At 43.3% G+C, this 16,759-nt stretch carries 17 protein-coding genes; 4 read left to right on the forward strand and 13 right to left on the reverse strand.

All coding sequences use genetic code 11. The features are described from left to right. Nucleotides 1–34 precede the first annotated feature (34 nt). The 5 genes from PSU78_RS06415 to PSU78_RS06435 all read right to left on the reverse strand — a co-directional run bounded on the left by PSU78_RS06415 (nucleotide 35) and on the right by PSU78_RS06435 (nucleotide 2,424). Nucleotides 35–367, reverse strand: coding sequence for a hypothetical protein (locus PSU78_RS06415; protein ID WP_300385937.1), 333 nt, complete (start codon nucleotides 365–367; stop codon nucleotides 35–37). Nucleotides 368–446: 79 nt separating this feature from the next. Continuing rightward, on the reverse strand, nucleotides 447–794 hold the full coding sequence (locus tag PSU78_RS06420) for a hypothetical protein (protein WP_300385940.1): 348 nt from the start codon (nucleotides 792–794) through the stop codon (nucleotides 447–449). 138 nt (nucleotides 795–932) lie between these two features. Continuing rightward, the gene (locus tag PSU78_RS06425; protein WP_300385943.1) at nucleotides 933–1,367 is read right to left on the reverse strand and encodes a lysozyme inhibitor LprI family protein; all 435 of its coding nucleotides are present in this window, start codon (nucleotides 1,365–1,367) and stop codon (nucleotides 933–935) included. A gap of 65 nt (nucleotides 1,368–1,432) precedes the next feature. Beyond that, nucleotides 1,433–1,705 (reverse strand): hypothetical protein, encoded by a 273-nt coding sequence (locus PSU78_RS06430; protein ID WP_300385946.1) that lies wholly within the window; start codon nucleotides 1,703–1,705, stop codon nucleotides 1,433–1,435. Nucleotides 1,706–1,770: 65 nt separating this feature from the next. After that, on the reverse strand, nucleotides 1,771–2,424 hold the full coding sequence (locus PSU78_RS06435) for a DUF4145 domain-containing protein (RefSeq protein ID WP_300385949.1): 654 nt from the start codon (nucleotides 2,422–2,424) through the stop codon (nucleotides 1,771–1,773). A 152-nt stretch (nucleotides 2,425–2,576) separates the two neighbouring features. Between PSU78_RS06435 and PSU78_RS06440 the strand changes: the two genes are divergently transcribed. Further along, nucleotides 2,577–3,578 (forward strand): integron integrase, encoded by a 1,002-nt coding sequence (locus tag PSU78_RS06440; RefSeq protein ID WP_300385952.1) that lies wholly within the window; start codon nucleotides 2,577–2,579, stop codon nucleotides 3,576–3,578. Nucleotides 3,579–3,594: 16 nt separating this feature from the next. On the opposite strand, the gene PSU78_RS06445 is transcribed toward PSU78_RS06440, so the two are convergent. The 4 genes from PSU78_RS06445 to PSU78_RS06460 form a co-directional block, all read right to left on the reverse strand. Then, nucleotides 3,595–3,975: a YchJ family metal-binding protein gene (locus tag PSU78_RS06445; protein ID WP_300385955.1), complete on the reverse strand. Its 381-nt coding sequence runs from the start codon at nucleotides 3,973–3,975 to the stop codon at nucleotides 3,595–3,597. Between the two features lie 123 nt (nucleotides 3,976–4,098). Then, nucleotides 4,099–5,685 carry a peptide chain release factor 3 gene (locus PSU78_RS06450; protein WP_300385958.1) on the reverse strand — a complete coding sequence of 529 codons (1,587 nt, stop codon included), beginning with the start codon at nucleotides 5,683–5,685 and terminating at the stop codon, nucleotides 4,099–4,101. Nucleotides 5,686–5,783: 98 nt separating this feature from the next. Further along, nucleotides 5,784–6,410, reverse strand: a complete 627-nt coding sequence (locus tag PSU78_RS06455) for a response regulator (protein ID WP_300385961.1) — start codon at nucleotides 6,408–6,410, stop codon at nucleotides 5,784–5,786. A 20-nt stretch (nucleotides 6,411–6,430) separates the two neighbouring features. Further along, entirely contained in the window at nucleotides 6,431–7,936 is a 1,506-nt protein-coding gene (locus PSU78_RS06460; RefSeq protein ID WP_300385964.1) for a sensor histidine kinase, read from the reverse strand. Nucleotides 7,937–8,233: 297 nt separating this feature from the next. Between PSU78_RS06460 and PSU78_RS06465 the strand changes: the two genes are divergently transcribed. Further along, complete coding sequence (locus tag PSU78_RS06465) at nucleotides 8,234–8,461, forward strand: DUF2934 domain-containing protein (protein WP_300385967.1); 228 nt, start codon at nucleotides 8,234–8,236, stop codon at nucleotides 8,459–8,461. After that, entirely contained in the window at nucleotides 8,458–8,868 is a 411-nt protein-coding gene (locus PSU78_RS06470) for a hypothetical protein (protein ID WP_300385969.1), read from the forward strand. The genes PSU78_RS06465 and PSU78_RS06470 overlap by 4 nt, the downstream gene beginning before the upstream one ends. Before the next feature lie 8 nt (nucleotides 8,869–8,876). Here the strand turns inward: PSU78_RS06470 and PSU78_RS06475 are convergent, their stop codons facing one another. Beyond that, nucleotides 8,877–10,748: a methanol/ethanol family PQQ-dependent dehydrogenase gene (locus PSU78_RS06475; RefSeq protein WP_300385972.1), complete on the reverse strand. Its 1,872-nt coding sequence runs from the start codon at nucleotides 10,746–10,748 to the stop codon at nucleotides 8,877–8,879. Between the two features lie 103 nt (nucleotides 10,749–10,851). Continuing rightward, nucleotides 10,852–12,840, reverse strand: a complete 1,989-nt coding sequence (gene acs, locus PSU78_RS06480) for an acetate--CoA ligase (RefSeq protein WP_300385975.1) — start codon at nucleotides 12,838–12,840, stop codon at nucleotides 10,852–10,854. Between the two features lie 110 nt (nucleotides 12,841–12,950). Here acs and glnE point away from each other — a divergent pair, with 110 nt between their 5' ends. Next, nucleotides 12,951–15,668 (forward strand): bifunctional [glutamate--ammonia ligase]-adenylyl-L-tyrosine phosphorylase/[glutamate--ammonia-ligase] adenylyltransferase, encoded by a 2,718-nt coding sequence (glnE, locus tag PSU78_RS06485; RefSeq protein ID WP_300385978.1) that lies wholly within the window; start codon nucleotides 12,951–12,953, stop codon nucleotides 15,666–15,668. Between the two features lie 98 nt (nucleotides 15,669–15,766). Here glnE and PSU78_RS06490 read toward each other — a convergent pair whose 3' ends face one another. Both PSU78_RS06490 and PSU78_RS06495 read right to left on the reverse strand, forming a co-directional pair. Then, nucleotides 15,767–16,393 carry a hypothetical protein gene (locus PSU78_RS06490; protein WP_300385981.1) on the reverse strand — a complete coding sequence of 209 codons (627 nt, stop codon included), beginning with the start codon at nucleotides 16,391–16,393 and terminating at the stop codon, nucleotides 15,767–15,769. Nucleotides 16,394–16,403: 10 nt separating this feature from the next. Next, nucleotides 16,404–16,703 (reverse strand): hypothetical protein, encoded by a 300-nt coding sequence (locus PSU78_RS06495; RefSeq protein WP_300385983.1) that lies wholly within the window; start codon nucleotides 16,701–16,703, stop codon nucleotides 16,404–16,406. Between the last annotated feature and the right edge of the window lie 56 nt (nucleotides 16,704–16,759).

The following is a 16,759-nucleotide window of genomic DNA, read 5'->3' on the forward strand; positions in this document are numbered from 1 at the left end:
CAGGAAGAGCTTGTCTGAAGTGGTAGTGTCCACTTTATTCAACAGGGGTCATTAATAGCACAAAACCAATTGCTTCACTTGGGTGAAGTGGAGGGGGAATAAACAGATAAACACACAGAATAGTGCTTAAAACAGAAAATATATAGGCAACTAAGATGTTTGCTTTAGATTTGAACGAAATTGCAATTCCCCAAGGAGCGCAAATAAAAAGCGCAGGGTATAAAAAGACTTGAATTGCTTTAAATATATCCTTGGCTTCAACTGTTTCAGTGTGTGATGGGTACATGTTTGCATGCGTTATAAAAGCATAAATGATTATTGCTAAACTGATAAAGAATGACAAACAGATAGCTACTTTATAGTTCATTAATACCTTCTAACGTTTGACATAAGGGGCGCCGCAAGGCGTCCCGCTTAATGGATGGGTTAGCCCAAGGGGCCCCACCTTAAAATGATTGTAAAGATTGGTGCGCATTTGGAAAGTTGAATTCGACCTCAACATTATAAAAGTTACCAAAAAAATTAACAATTTTTGGGTCTTCACTTGGATCTAAAAAATCCATTATAACTTTAGCGTGCTTGGGCCCGTCGTACCTCTCTTGTACGTTAAATCCATCAACGTAGAACGTTGCAATTTCGCTTGGTGCGATTTGAGGAATAAGAACTGGCGTTTTAACCCAAGCATCTTTTGACATATATTTATCATCTAGGCCGAATTGGCTAGGACCTAAAAGATTTGCGTAGTGTATGCGAACGTTGCGCAATACGTTATTACCAGTGTTGTAGACTGACATTTCGTAGACAAATCTATCTTTATTGCTCGGTTCGATGCACACTCTCAGGTGCGGAAAATTTTCTCGTATATATATCATAGGGCTAACGTTTGAATTAAGGGGCGCCGTTAGGCGTCCCGCTTGAATGATGGGTTAGGGTTATTGCCATTTACCACTTGTGTATATCTCCGGTTTGAATTCTGGACAGCCATTACAAACCCATACCGATTGAATATCTAAAATTCGTTTTTCAGTAAGGTCAATTAAACAAGCATTAAGTGCATAGCTATGCTCATAGCCAGCTACTGTGCCAATTGAGAATTCACAGTGGGAATCTCTAAATTTAAGCCAGTCTTTTTGAGATTTTTGTAACAATTTCGGATCTGCTAAGGCAGAGTAAAGTTTTTTGTATAAATTATTGAGTTTTAGATCAACGACTCTATATTCATCAGCTAGGCACAAATTGTGTTGTTTTGATTGGAGAGCTTCACATTTATCAAGTTGAGGCTTGGCAAGATTCCATTCATTAACACCTAAAGCAAAAGCAGGCTTCATTAAACCTAAAAGTAGCATGGTGAAGATCACTTTTCTCATAAGAACCCTAACGTTTGACATAAGGGGCGTGCTTTAGCACGTCCCGCTTGATGGATGGGTTAGGTTTAAACACTTTTTGATTTTCTCCATGCGTTAAATCTTGAGTTAGCCTCAGCCACTAAACACCATTGTAACCAACCAATTGCGCCAGCTATGAATGTAGCAAAAACAGAACCATTAGGAACGATGTGAAATGAAAGTAAAGCTAAAGGAAGGCCAGTGAAAGTTAGACAAAGCTGCCCAGCTTTTGAGTCGCCATAACCAATAGCAGAAAGAAAAATGCAGAAGAAAACCCAAAGGCCATAAAACAGAGCAACTTTTTTTGTTATTGGGCTCATTCGCTCTTTAAACCTAACGTTTGAGTTAAGGGGCTGGCGGTAGCCAGTCCCGCTTGAACGATGGGTTAGACATGCGATGCTGGTGATTTTGGTTTCATTATTTCTGCAACCTCAGGAAGGATATATATCGTTTTTAATAACGTCTCCGCAATATCTAGTGCTGCCACTAGTTCTGTGGCTTTAGGTGCAACGATTTCATGGGCAGCAACATTACCCATAAACCTGTGGGCATGAAGAAAATCGACTTGCTTTTTTGATAAAAGACCTGAGTCTGCAAGCTCATCAATTCCTTTTGCTAGGGTTTTGGCCTTTGTTTTTTGCTCTATGCAAATAGACTCAATCAGTGCCCTCAGGCCGATAGCCGCTAAGATTAAGGCGTTGTGATTTAGCGCCTTTAATGTCTCCACATAGATGCGACGTGTCTTAGTTGGAAAGTTATCAAAGCCCTCCATAGGTGGACGACCTTCAGTTCTACTTGGAAAAAGAGTTTCAGTGGTATCTAACTGGCCTGTATATGGGTCAATGTCTTCTGTACATTCTGCGGTTCTACGGAAGGTAATTTCATCACATCCACAGCACTGTATAACTTGATTTGAATCCCACCAACGGATGTCGCCATCTTCAGTTTCACCAGAAGAGTCTTTTCTGAATAGAATTTCATGATTTGTAGGATGTTTGCAGGTACGGCAGAGTACTTTGACTTTTGTTGATTTGCTCACCATTGCTCCTGATTAAAATAAATGTCTAACGTGTATTAGCTATCCTAAATGATGAAATAAAATCCATCATGGATGCTTTTTGTTTAAATAAATTGTACAATAGTTTACTATTTTTCATATACTTATTACTATTTAGTACGTCCTAAAATTATATGGTTACTACATCAACTTCAGAAGATGCACCTAAGCTGCTTAATCTAGTGCGGAATAAAATTCGGCTTAAGCACTACAGTATTCGTACTGAACAAGCTTACGTGGATTGGATTAAACGCTATATTTTGCATTTTGGCAAGCGCCACCCAAGCGAGTTGGGTGCAGAGCAAGTGGAGCAGTTTTTAACTTATTTAGCGGTTGAAGGTAAGGTTGCCGCTAGTACGCAAAACCAAGCTAAAAGTGCATTAATATTTTTGTATAAAGAGGTGCTTGGGCAATTGCTGCCTTGGCTAGACGATATTGAGCATGCTAAAACACCCAAACGCTTGCCTGTGGTGCTCACCAAGCAAGAGGTTCAAGCGGTTTTGGGGGAGTTAAACAACACTAATCACCTGATTGTAAGTTTGCTTTACGGCACGGGCATGCGCATTTTAGAGGCGTTGCGTTTGCGGGTTAAAGACATTGATTTTGCACGTAAAGAGATTTTAATTCGCGATGGTAAAGGGTTTAAAGATAGGGTGACGATGTTGCCAACCTCTCTGGTGCAGCCCTTGCAGGCGCATCTAGCAAGAGTAAAAGCTTTGCACGAGCAAGATTTAGCCAAAGGTTATGGCGCGGTGTATATGCCGCAAGCCTTGGCTAAAAAATACCCTTATGCGGCCATAGATTGGTCGTGGCAGTATGTGTTTCCATCCGCCAAGTTGTCGATTGACCCGCGTAGCGTGAACGAAAGCGGGCAGGGCGTTACGCGCAGGCATCATGTGCAAGATCAAGCCATACAGCGTGCTGTGCGCCAAGCAGTGGTGAACGCAGGCATTACCAAACCTGCTACGCCGCATACTCTGCGCCATAGCTTTGCTACCCATTTGCTTGAAGGTGGTTACGATATTCGCACTGTGCAAGAATTGCTAGGGCATTCTGATGTGAAAACTACCATGATTTATACGCACGTACTTAATCGTGGTGGGCGCGGTGTGAGTAGTCCACTGGATGGTTTATAGGAGCGGCTTTTAGGTGCTAGTGATTGAACTCGCCAGCTAAGTAATACCAATGCCCATTTATGCGCTCAAACTGGCTTGTTTCATGTAGTCGCTCAGCTTTGCCTGCTATTTTGTAGCGTGCTACAAATTCGACAATTGCAGTTGTTTCACTTGTATTTTCAGCGTGCTTGATTTGTAAGCCAAGCCATTTAGTCGGTGGGTCTTCGGCTAAATTAAGTGTGGCAGGGCGCGTTGTAGAGTGCCAAGTGCTCAGCAGATACGCTTCAAGCTTAAATACAAATGCCGTGTAGCGCGAGCGCATAAGTGCCTCTGCGCTTGGTGCTGCCAAACCTTTGTGGAGAAGCTCGCAGCAAGTCTGGTAGGACTTGCCGCTTTCACAGGGGCATGGGTTAGTCATTTAAATTCATTAGAATTTGCCTACTAAACTGTAGTCAAGTTGAGACTAGGCGTGCTGACGAAGACAGTGCAATTAGCAAGGCTAGGAAGCGCAACGACGTATCGGCTTGAGTACAATTTAGTATTAATTGAGCTCACGCGTTTCTAAGAATTCTATATCAGGATAACGCTCTTGCGCCATTTGCAGGTTAACGCGGTTAGGGGCGAGATAAACGTACTCATCTGCACCATCCAGCGCTACATTGAAGCCGTACTTATCGGCAATGGCTTTTAAGTCAGCATCTTTGCCGCGTAGCCAACGCGCTGTGTAGCAATCATATGGTTCAAATACCATATCTACACTGTATTCATGTTCTAAGCGGTGCGAAACCACTTCAAATTGCAGCATGCCGACTGCGCCTAAAATCAAATCGTTACTTAAAAGCGGACGAAAGAGCTGCGCGGCGCCTTCTTCAGCCAATTGTTTTAGGCCAATTTGCAGTTGCTTCATTTTCATTGGGTTTTTAATACGGGCGCGGCGGAAAAACTCAGGTGCAAATGATGGAATGCCCGTGTATTTTAGATTTTCGCCTTCACTAAATGTGTCGCCCACTTTAATAGTACCGTGGTTTGGTATGCCGATAATGTCGCCTGAATACGCTTCGTCCATCGTAGTACGGTCTTGCGCCATAAAGGTAATGGCATTATTCACGGCAATTTGTTTATTGGTGCTCACTTGTTTAATTTTCATGCCACGCTCAAAACGGCCAGAACAGACGCGCAAAAAGGCAATACGGTCACGGTGTTTCGGGTCCATATTTGCTTGAATTTTGAACACAAAACCTGAGAATTTATTCTCGTCTGGTGGCACTGGGCGGGTTGCGGTGTTGCGTGCTAGTGGCGCAGGGGATAAGTCAACCACTGCGTCTAGCAAGGATTGCACGCCAAAGTTATTAATTGCAGAACCAAAATATACCGGTGTTTGCTTACCGCTTAAATAACGCTCTGCATCAAAGGCATGCGATGCGCCGCGTACTAATTCGACATCAATGCGCAATTCACCCGCCACATGGCCTAGCACCTCGTCTAAGCGCGGATTATCAAGCCCTTGAATGACTTCAGAAGTACCTTTTTCAGCTCGTGGATCAAAGAATGAAATAGTATCGGTATATAAATTGTAAACGCCTCTAAAGCCTTTACCCATGCCGATTGGCCAAGTCATAGGCGCGCATTCCATGCCTAGCGTGGTTTCAATTTCGTCGAGTAATTCAATCGGCTCGCGGCTTTCTCGGTCTAGTTTGTTAATGAAAGTAATAATTGGCGTATCGCGCATACGACAAACATTCAGCAGCTTGATGGTTTGCGCTTCCACGCCGTTAACAGCGTCAATCACCATCACGGCAGAATCGACAGCCGTTAATGTTCTATAAGTATCTTCAGAGAAGTCATCATGGCCTGGGGTATCTAGCAAATTCACCATGTGTTCACGGTAAGGGAACTGCATGACTGATGAAGTCACCGAAATACCACGTTGCTTTTCAAGTTCCATCCAGTCCGATGTCGCATGGCGAGAAGCCTTACGTCCACGTACTTCACCTGCCACTTGAATCGCGCCACCGAACCATAACAGTTTTTCAGTTAGCGTAGTTTTACCTGCATCGGGATGCGAAATAATGGCAAATGTGCGGCGGCGTTTAATTTCAAGCTGTAATGGAGTTGCGGGCGATGACATGGTGAACTTTAATCTTTGAAAAATGCTAAAACGACATTTTACCTTAAATTAGTGTTTAACTTATAGCTAGCTACTTTGGCACTGACGCTATAAAAATTTTATGGCTTGTCGATTGATTTAAACTCGCCTTCATGGGCAATTCGCGCTAAATCTAGCAGGTTAGTCGCGCCAGTTTTATGCATTACTTTTGACTTATGAATCTCTACAGTGCGGTGGCTAATGCCCAGTAGCCTCGCAATTTCTTTGTTAGAGTGACCTTGCACTGCAAGTGCCATCACATCACGCTCACGTTCGGTGAGCTCAGCCAAATGTGATTGCACACTTTGATGGCTGGCTCGTTCGGTTAGCATTTTTTCAGACTCTACGAGTGCGAATCGTACTGATGTCATGAGCCTTTCACGCGTGACAGGTTTGGTTAAAAAATCAACTGCACCCGCTTTGATTGCACGTACGCTCATCGGAATATCGCCATGCCCAGTGAGGAAAATGATGGGCAGTTGAAAGTGATGTTTTGTCAGCATCTCTTGTAGCAGCATGCCATCCATGCCACTCATGCGAATATCGACGATGGCACAGCCAAAGCGTTCAGTTTGAAAGCTTTCAAGAAAAGCTTCAGCACTCTCAAAAGTGCTCACTGCAAAGCCTTCCTGTACGACCATCAAGGTCAGTGAGTCGCGTATCGCAGGGTCATCATCAATAATAAAAATGGTGGCTTCAGTACTCATGATTTAACTTTCATGTTGCATTAAGTTAAAGTCGCAAAAGGTAAAGTAAAGTGAAACGTAGCGCCAGGTTTGTTGTTTTGTTCTAGCCAAAGTTGGCCGCCATTAGCCTCAGTCAGCGCGCGACTGATGGCAAGCCCCATACCAATACCTGTGGGCTTTGTGGTGAAAAATGGTTCAAAAATACGTTTGGCCGTTTCCGCATCTAAACCTGGGCCGCAATCTTGTATGGTCACGTGCGCCATATTAATTTCTTGATTAGTACGCACCGTAATTGAAATAGCTGAAGAGGGCACCGCTGCAACACGCATAGCTTCCACGGCATTTCTTAGTAAATTAACTAATATTTTGCGTACTTGAGTTTCATTACCTAACACTTCTGGCATTGCAGGTTCTAACGCGAGCAACGGACTAAAATCGCCGTAACCATCACCCTTGGCAATATTCAGTGCTTCTTTCAGCACATGGTTCAGCTCAAATCGTTCTGTTACCAGTTCGCCTTTTTGCATAAAAGCCAGTAATTCATGCAGACTTTTACCAGCTCGCTGCGCCTGCGCGACCGCGCCTTCAAGCGCGCGTTTGAGATTTTCAGGGTTAAAAGTGCTGCTATTAAGCGCATGCAAAGCCACTTCACTATAGGCAGAAATAGCTGCGAGTGGCTGGTTAAGTTCGTGTGCAATGGCTGATACGGTTTGAGAAGCCACTTGCTGTTTGAACAGAGTTTCCATTTCAGCCCGTTGCTCTTGCAGCGTTTTTTCTAGAATTTTTTGGTCAGTAATGTCTCTGGCAACTCCCAGCAGACGAGTAGCATGTCCATTCGTAAAGTGAATACGTCCCACGGTAGCTATCCAGCGCTCTACGCCATCGTTAGGGTTTATTACACGATAATCTACGCTGTATTCGCCATTACTGGCAGGGTCAATCGCGCGTTCAATCACGGTTTGCCTGGCTGCACGGTCATCGGGGTGTATGGCAGCCACGAACTTTTTATAAGAAACAGATTCCTCAGACTCTTCGCCCCAAATATCGCGCATACGCTCATCCCAATGAATGACGTTGTTGCGATAGTCAAAATCAAATACACCTAGTCCTGCGGCTTCTTTAGCTAAGCGCAACCGCTCTTCACTAATTTTTAATGCTTCTTCTACTTTTCTACGTTTATCTGCAATGTGTAATGTGGCTAATACAAAGTGCTGAGCACCCGTGCTTATCGGGCTTAAGCTAATATCAACCGCAATCTCACTGCCATCTCTGCGCAGTGCGACTAAATCACGACCTTTACCCATCGGGCGTTTTTCAGGATTTTTATAGTAGGAGTTTCTGTGTTGATGATGCTGGTTACGATAGCTTTTGGGCATTAAAGCCTCAATTTCGAGACCATTTATTTGTTCAAATGAGTAGTCTAGTAGCTCAAGTGCCACCGCGTTGGCTTGCACCACGTGACCAATATTATCTACCAGCAGCATCGCATCAGCTGCTGCATCAAACAGCGTTTGGACACTCAAGTTTGCTAAAAGTGAGTCTTTCATAATGGCGAGTCTTTAAATAAGCGGGTCAACTAATACCTCTATATTAAAAGTACTACATTTAAAGTGCTATACGTATCATTTAAGTCTACGATAAAAGATGAATCAATGTCTATCAATCAGTTCGCATATAAGGGTTAGCCCTTACGTGTTAGCACTCATTTACTCGCTTGAGCGACTGCTGTAAATTGCTCATATCGACGGTACACCCCCAAGCAACTACTGGTTGCAGAATCTCTCTTAAGATATGTACCGTCGATCCCTTTATATTTTTTAATTATATTTTTTAATGGAGGAATGATGGAAATTTCAACGGTAACTCAATTGCTTACAAAAAACCATATTCCTGTTTTCGGCATTGAATCTAAAGCTAAGCCTAGGAGTGAGGCTAAATCTAAAAAGGCGTCTAATATCACAAGCAAAGTGCTAGTTGCAGAATCAGCCTACTACAAGGCAGAGGCAAGAGGCTTTGAATCAGGCCATGAGCTAGAGGATTGGCTAGCCGCTGAGGCGGAGGTGGCACAATGAACAACGCAGCTCAAGTTGAATATATAGACTACTCAACGGCTGGTAGAGAAAATGCTTGTTTGTGCCGTAGTGAGCAAGAAACTGCGGTGTTAATGCTTTACGAAAACGGTACCATACGCGAATGCAACCAAGCGGCTGCAGAGTTATTAGATTGCATTCCGAGCAAGCTTACTTGGCAGCATATCTCTACTATCATGCCGCAATTAACGGAAGCCACTTTGATGCAGGGCGAAAAAATTAACCCGCACTTACGTTTTCTTTCACACATAGGTTACGGTTTTGAGGTGATTGCTTTAAGCGGCGTGCATTTTGCATGTGCTTTGTTCTTTAATGAAGTTGAGAATTTCGGACACCATTGTCTACGCCTAATTTTACGGCCAATTTCTGAAGATTTAACCGCATCTTAGTACTCGCGCTAAAGACTAAACACATTCACCGCGCCACCGCCTGGCGCAGCGTTCCACTTAGTTAACTCTCGGTAAGCCCCTGCAGCGCCAGCGCCGTCTGAGTCTTCCGTAAGCCCTAAATTAATGGCAATGCCAGCCCACCCGCCAATACCAGACATGACACCTACATATTGCTTACCTTTAATTGCGTAAGTAAATGGATTGCCAATGACGCCTGAACCTACCTGAAATTGCCATAGACTTTTACCAGATTTAGCATCCACAGCCTTAAACCATCTATCCAATGTGCCGTAAAATACTAGGTCAGCACCTGTGACCATTGCGCCACTCCAAATAGAGTATGGCTCTTTGTTGTACCATGCAGACTTACCAATTAGTCCATTCCATGCCATAAAGCCGCCTGTCACGCCATCTGGCCCTGGATGCATAGTCAGCCCTGCACCTACCCAAGGTTGGCCTGCGGTATATTTAGCTTCCACCACATCGTAATCCATACATAAATGATTTAGCGGCACATAAAATAATTTTGTTTTTGGTGAGTACGCGGCTGGCTGTTGGTCTTTTACACCGAGGGCAGCGGGGCAGACATTTTTAGTCGTAGTATCTTGGTGCGCAGAATATTTGGGGTCTTTTTGCGGAATGCCTGTTTTTAAATCCACACTGGTTGCCCAGTTCACAAACGGGTGCATTTTCTCTGCGACTAGCAAGCTGCCATTGGTGCGGTCAAACGTGTAGCCAAAACCATTGCGGTCAAAATGGGTTGCGAGTTTTTTGTGATTCGCATCCCACAAAATCACCTCATTGATGCCGTCATAATCCCACTCGTCATGCGGCGTCATTTGGTAGCCCCATTTTGCCATGCCTGTATCAAGGTCGCGGGCGAAAATGGTCATCGCCCATTTGTTATCACCAGGCCGCACATCAGCATTCCAAACCGATGGATTGCCTGTGCCGTAATACATGAGATTTAGTTTAGGGTCATAAGAGAAATAGCCCCACACAGGGCCGCCGCCATGTTGCCAGCCATCTTGGTTTGCTTGCGGTTTCAGCCAAGTTCTCACGCCTAAATCAGCCTCTGGGAATTTGAGTTGCTCTTTTGTCAGCGCTTTAAACGAGCCATCTTCTTTGTTGCCGCCATTCACATCTTGGTAAGTAGATAAAGCTGAGTAGTGCGGGTTCGCTTCATTAAAGCCAGTGCCAATCAGCGCCTCGCTATCGGGGCCTGTGCTGTAAGCTTTCCAAGCTAAGGAGCCGTCTTTGATATTGTAAGCCGCAATAAAACAACGCACACCATATTCACCACCACTACAGCCTGTGATCACTTTGTCTTTCATCACGTGTGGTGCGTTGGTATTACTCGCACCAGTTTTAATGTCGTTCACCTTGGTTTGCCAAATCAGCTTGCCAGTTTTTGCATCTAGCGCGACCAATATGCCATCATTCTGCTGCAAAAAAATCTTGCCATCGCCATAGCCCAAGCCACGATTTACCGTGTCGCAACATAGTAATGCCTGTGTTTGCGGATCTTGTTTTGGAAAATAAGACCATAGTATTTTTTGGTTATTATTAAGGTCGAGCGCATAAATATTATTGGGGAAAGCCGTATGCACATACATTGTGCTGCCCAAAACAATTGGCGAGCCTTCATGACCGCGATTAACCCCAGTAGAGAATGTCCAAGCCAACTTAAGCTTATTAATGTTCTTTGCTTGAATTTGATGCAAGTCGCTATAGCCTGTATTGGCGTAATCTTTGCGCGGATGCACCCATTGATTGTCATCTTGAGTGAGTTTTTGTAACTCACCATTTGCGTAGGCGGGGGCAATTAATAGGCTAAATAAGCCTAAAAAACTTAGGCTATTGCGTGAAAATGGTGGCATGAGATTTTGAGTTCTATTTCCGCATTAAAAAGAAGGCTGCCAGTATTAGTGCAATCAATACGAGCAAGCCTTCCATGGTTTTCAGTGCTTTATTTTAATCTAGCTATTTAACGACTTCTTTGAGTTGATCCAAAATCGCTGGATTATCCAGTGTAGAAATATCCGAAGTGATTTCTTCGCCTTTGGCTAAACTACGCAACAGTCTACGCATGATTTTGCCAGAACGCGTTTTTGGCAAATTATCACCAAAACGAATTTCATCTGGCTTAGCAATAGGGCCGATTTCTTTACCCACCCAATCACGCAATTGTGCGACGATTTTTTTCAGCTCTTCACCTTCAGGACGTGCGCCTTTTAGCACCACATAAGCAACAACAGACTCACCTTTTATATCATGCGGTTTACCTACCACAGCCGCTTCTGCTACCAATGGGTTTGAAACCAATGCTGATTCAATTTCCATGGTGCCTAAACGGTGGCCTGAAACATTGAGAACGTCATCAATACGACCCATAATTGTGAAATTGCCTGTTTTAGCATCACGCACTGCGCCATCACCTGCTAGGTAAATTGTGCCGCCTAAATCGATAGGGTAGTAGCTAGATTTATAACGCTCTGGGTCGTTATAAATGGTGCGTATCATTGAAGGCCAAGGTTTTTTAATGACTAATAAGCCACCTGTACCCCAAGGCACGTCTTTACCTGTTTCATCCACCACATCAATATCAATACCTGGGAAAGGTAATGTGCATGAGCCTGGCACTAACGCTGTAGCCCCTGGCAATGGCGTAATCACATGGCCACCAGTTTCTGTTTGCCAGAAAGTATCAACAATTGGGCAATGGCTTCCACCTACGTTTTCGTAATACCACATCCAGGCCTCTGGGTTAATCGGTTCACCTACAGAGCCAAGCAGACGCAAGCTGCTTAAATCGTAGTGCTTAGGATGAGTACTGGCGGTTGTTTCAGCCGCTTTAATGAGCGAGCGAATGGCCGTAGGGGCTGTGTAAAAAATCGATACCTTATGTTTCTGAATCATTTGCCAGAAACGACCCGCATCAGGGTAGGTTGGAATACCTTCAAATACAACTTGCGTCACGCCCATGGCAAGCGGGCCGTAAGCCACATATGTATGACCTGTAATCCAACCCACGTCAGCCGTACACCAAAATATGTCATTGCCTTTTACGTCGAATGTCCAGCGCATGCTGTTCATGGCATGTAATAAATAACCTGCAGAAGAGTGCTGCACGCCTTTAGGTTTGCCTGTGCTGCCTGAGGTATAAAGTAAAAATAGCGGATGTTCTGCACTTAACATGACTGGTTCGCAGGTATCTGCTTGCCCAGCAATTAAGTCGTGCCACCAAATATTATTGGCATTCCCGTTTTGATTCCAGTCAATCTCTTGCCCAGTTTTTTTCAAGACCACCACATTTTTAATCGACTCACAGCCACCCATGGCGATGCCTTCATCTACCGCAGATTTTAGTGGTAGCGATTTGCCACCGCGGAACTGACCATCAGAAGTAATCACGGCAACTGCGCCAGCATCAATAATGCGCTCGTTCAGGCTTTTAGCGGAGAAGCCGCCGAATACGACTGAGTGTGTTAAGCCTAAGCGCGCACAAGCTTGCATCGCTACCACGGCATCGATACCCATCGGCAAGTAAATAATAACGCGGTCGCCAACGGTAAGGTTCAGCTTTTTTAAGCCATTCGCAAATTGGCAAACGCGATGATATAGCTCTTTAAATGTGACGTTAATCACAGTGCCGTCATCGGCTTCAAATATAATGGCGATTTTATTAGGGATAGTATTGAGGTGTTTATCTAGGCAATTGGCTGAAACGTTTAGTTCGCCGTCTTCAAACCATTTGTAAAAAGGTGCGTTATCTTCGTTCAGTGTTTTAGTGAAGGGCTTGTTCCACACTAAAAGCTCGCGTGCCAATTTCGCCCAAAAACCTTGATAATCGTCGGTTGCCTCTTTGCATAAAGCGTTGTAGGCTGACATACCAGAGACGTTGGCATTTTTTACAAAATCTGTGCTTGGTTCAAATACGCGATTTTCATGAAGAACTGACTCGATTGACATACTTAAAACTCCCTTTAAATCACTTTGATCTATTTATAATTGGTCTATATTAAATTGTTCTATTAAATGATTGTGACGACATTAAAACATCATATTACCTTAAAAAACCTATGATAACACTTGATATGATTCTATCAGAAAACCGCATGAAATCTAGCTGTGAAGCCTATGTGCAGCATGCTGTTGCATGCAGCCCATTTGTTGCAAAGTTGTTTACAAAAGATGCTGATTTGCTGACTGATTTGTTAGTAAACCTTCATCAAGAGTATCAGTTAAGTGAGATGCAAAGTTTTTTAGCCCGTCAAAATATTGTTGATGAAACATCCTTAAAGCAGGCTTTAAGGCGTTTGCGTCAGCAGGTGATGGCGAAAATCATCGTGCGTGATTTAAATGGTTTGGCAGATTTAATGGAAGTGATGCGCACGACATCTAACCTTGCTGAATGTGCTATTAATACCTCGATTGATTACTTGTATACTTGGCTAGTAGAGACTTTTGGTCAGCCTGAAGACAGCGAAGGTGTTCCGCAAAAATTTATCGTCATTGGTATGGGTAAGCTTGGTGGCGGCGAACTTAATGTTTCCTCTGATATTGATTTAATTTTTGCGTATGCATCAGAAGGTGAAACCACTGGCGAAAAATCTATTAGTAATCAAGATTTCTTTACGCGATTAGCAAAAAAATTAATTGCTGCCATTGACGAAATTACTGAAGATGGCTTTGTTTTTAGAGTGGATATGCGTTTAAGACCTTTTGGCGGCGAGGGCGCTTTAGTTAGCAATCTAGATGCATTAGAAGAGTATTACCAAAATAACGGTCGAGAGTGGGAGCGCTACGCCTGGATAAAAGGCCGAGAAGTCACAGGTGGCTCGCAAGTAACTAAGTTGCTAAAACCATTTGTTTTTCGTAAGTATTTGGATTTTGGCGCTTTTGCCAGCATGCGCGATTTGAAAATCCAAATTCAGCGCGATGTGAACAGCAAAGGCATGCACGACAATATCAAACTTGGTCGTGGCGGTATTCGCGAGATTGAATTTATTGCCCAAGTGTTTCAACTGATTCGTGGTGGGCAAGATACAAGTTTGCAAGTGAAAGCTACACTTTCAGTTTTAGAGTTATTGAAAAATAAAGGTTTGTTGCCTGAAAAAGCCGTCATTGAGCTAAGTGAGGCTTATATTTTCTTGCGTAATTTAGAGCATAGATTGATGTATGTGGATGATGCGCAAACGCAAGAGTTGCCTAAATCGGATGAGGCTAAAGCGCGCATAGCTAAAGCCATGTGGTTTGCAGATTGGGAGGAATTTTTAGCCAAATTAAATGCCTATCGCCAGCAAGTGCAGCAACATTTTGATGAGACTTTTAGCGATGCTAATGCGACCCAAGGTGCGCTAGAAATAGAAAAATCTATTTGGAACGGCACTATAGCCGAGCAAGAATCAGCACCTGCTTTGCAAAAATTAGGGTTTATTGAAGCCCAAGAAACATTACGCCGATTGAGTACCCTGCACCAAAGCAGCCGTTACTATCAGTTGCCTGAACTCAGCCGCCAACGATTTGATGCATTAATGCCCTTGGTCATTTCGCAGTCAGCAGAAATGCCAAACGCCGATACAACGCTGATGCGACTGATTGATTTGCTAGAAAGTATCTGTCGTCGTGCCAGTTATTTGGCTCTATTGGCCGAGCATCCGCAAACCATGCAGCTGCTGGTTAAATTATGTAGTAGCAGCCCATGGCTGACCAATTACTTGGTGCAACACCCCATACTTTTAGATGAGCTTTTAGACACACGCACACTCTATGCGGCACCAGATTTTGCTCACTTACATGCAGATTTACTCGCACGTTTGGCTGAAGTGGAAGGTGATGTTGAGCGCCAGATGGACGTATTCCGCCACTTTAAACATGCCAATATTTTCCGCTTTGCCGCGCAAGATATTAATGGTGAGTTAAGCCCAGAAAAGTTGTCCGATTATTTGAGTGAGCTAGCTGACTTGGTGATGAGCGTGAGCCTAGATGTGATTTGGTCAAACGTGCAAGGTAAACATCTTGACGTGCCAAAATTCGCCGTAATTGGTTATGGAAAACTCGGTGGAAAAGAGCTAGGTTACGCTTCTGATCTAGATATTATCTTCTTGTATGATGACGAATCATCCGAAGCAGGCGAGGTTTATGCGCGCTTCGCACAGCGAATTAATAACTGGTTTAACAGCTTAACTTCAGCGGGCTTGTTGTACGAAACCGATATGCAGTTGCGCCCAGATGGCAACAGCGGCTTGCTAGTGAGTAGCGTCACAGCTTTTAAAGAGTATCAAATGCAAAAAGCGTGGGTGTGGGAACACCAAGCCATTACTCGCGCACGGTTTGTAGCGGGGGATAAAAAAATAGGCGAAGCCTTTGACGCAATTCGTATTGAAGTGATGACGCAACAGCGCGACCTATTTCAGCTGAAAACAGAAGTGCAATCCATGCGCGAAAAAATGCGCTCAGCACAACATATCGAAGCGAATATGTTTGACATTAAACACAGTGTTGGCGGCATTATTGATGTGGAATTTTTAGTGCAATATTTGGTGTTGGGATACGCAAAACAACACCCGCAACTCACAGGCAATATTGGCAATATCGGCTTGTTAAGGCTGTTAGCTTCACTCAATATTATCGACTCAGATTTGGCTGATAAAGTCGTATTAGCCTACCGCGATTATCGCCATACTCAACACATGTTAAAGCTACAAGGCGCAGCACATTTAAGGGTGGAGTTGTCGTCAGTGAGTGAGCATGCGACAGCGGTAAAAGCTTTATGGAAAAAGGTTTTTGCTGATTAAATATTAGCGTTGGCTAAAAACATATGCTCTGCGAGCCGCATGGATATTGGCTTGTAGGATATCGATGTCAAGTTGCGCTGCGCCGTAAGCTTTGTAACTTACTGCAGATTGGGTTGTGCTCTTAATCTGAAGTGTTTTAAGTACTTGTTTAATGCGCTTGAAATTAAATCCAGATCTGAACTTGAAATCTCATCCTGAGCAAGTTGCAAGATCTCTATACTGGCTAAACTCCCAAAATAGCTGGCATGCTTTAATATATTTAGGATATCTTCTTTTTTGTGATTTTGTTGGATAAAACCGTTATCTTGATGATTCAAATTGGCTGAATATCCTGAGTGAGTATAGCTATTCATAGCCTTTAGTGATTTTGACATGCTCTCAAATTCAGTATTTTCATAATCAGGCAAACTTGAAACCATCTTAATCATTTCGTTCATCTTAATGTCTAAACGATTTTTATTATAGTCATTTATTTTTTTATCGGAAGCTAACCTTAATATCCATACCCCACGTAAAAATGAATCAAATTGCACTCGTAATAAAGCAAAAGCCGAACTGTAATAAGATTTTTCTATCAACAATAAAATGCTTACATGATGATCCTGAGCGAGTTGAAGGCAACCTGCTCCTAGCTTCGTGCGGTCATTTGATACAAGGGTTAAGCCATCCGTCGCCTTCCATAAGACATTCAGCAACTCTTTATCATTCGATAAATTAATTTCCACTATAAATTGCTTATTTTCTTGATTTCATTTTGTCATAATTATCAAGTGATAAGTCTGCCATACACTGGTGCATAGCGGATTTCTTTCTTGAGTACTCAGCATCATTAAGATTATTTTTGTTTAAATATGTATTACGATCGTAATTACATTTTGAGATTAATTCCTCTTCTAACGCAGGTGAATATGTACCTAAATCAGCCAAATCATCATAAGTCAACCAGTAAGCATCATTAGAAGGTCGGCTCATCATTGCATCTGTTAACTTTCTTGGCACCAAATTGTAATCAAGGTAATCACGCACTTTTCTCATTACTGGGTATTATGGCCCATCGTGACCAGTAAAAACGGTCCAACGTGACCGCTGAT

The organism is Methylotenera sp. (genome assembly GCF_029945705.1).
Classification (GTDB): Bacteria; Pseudomonadota; Gammaproteobacteria; order Burkholderiales; family Methylophilaceae; genus Methylotenera.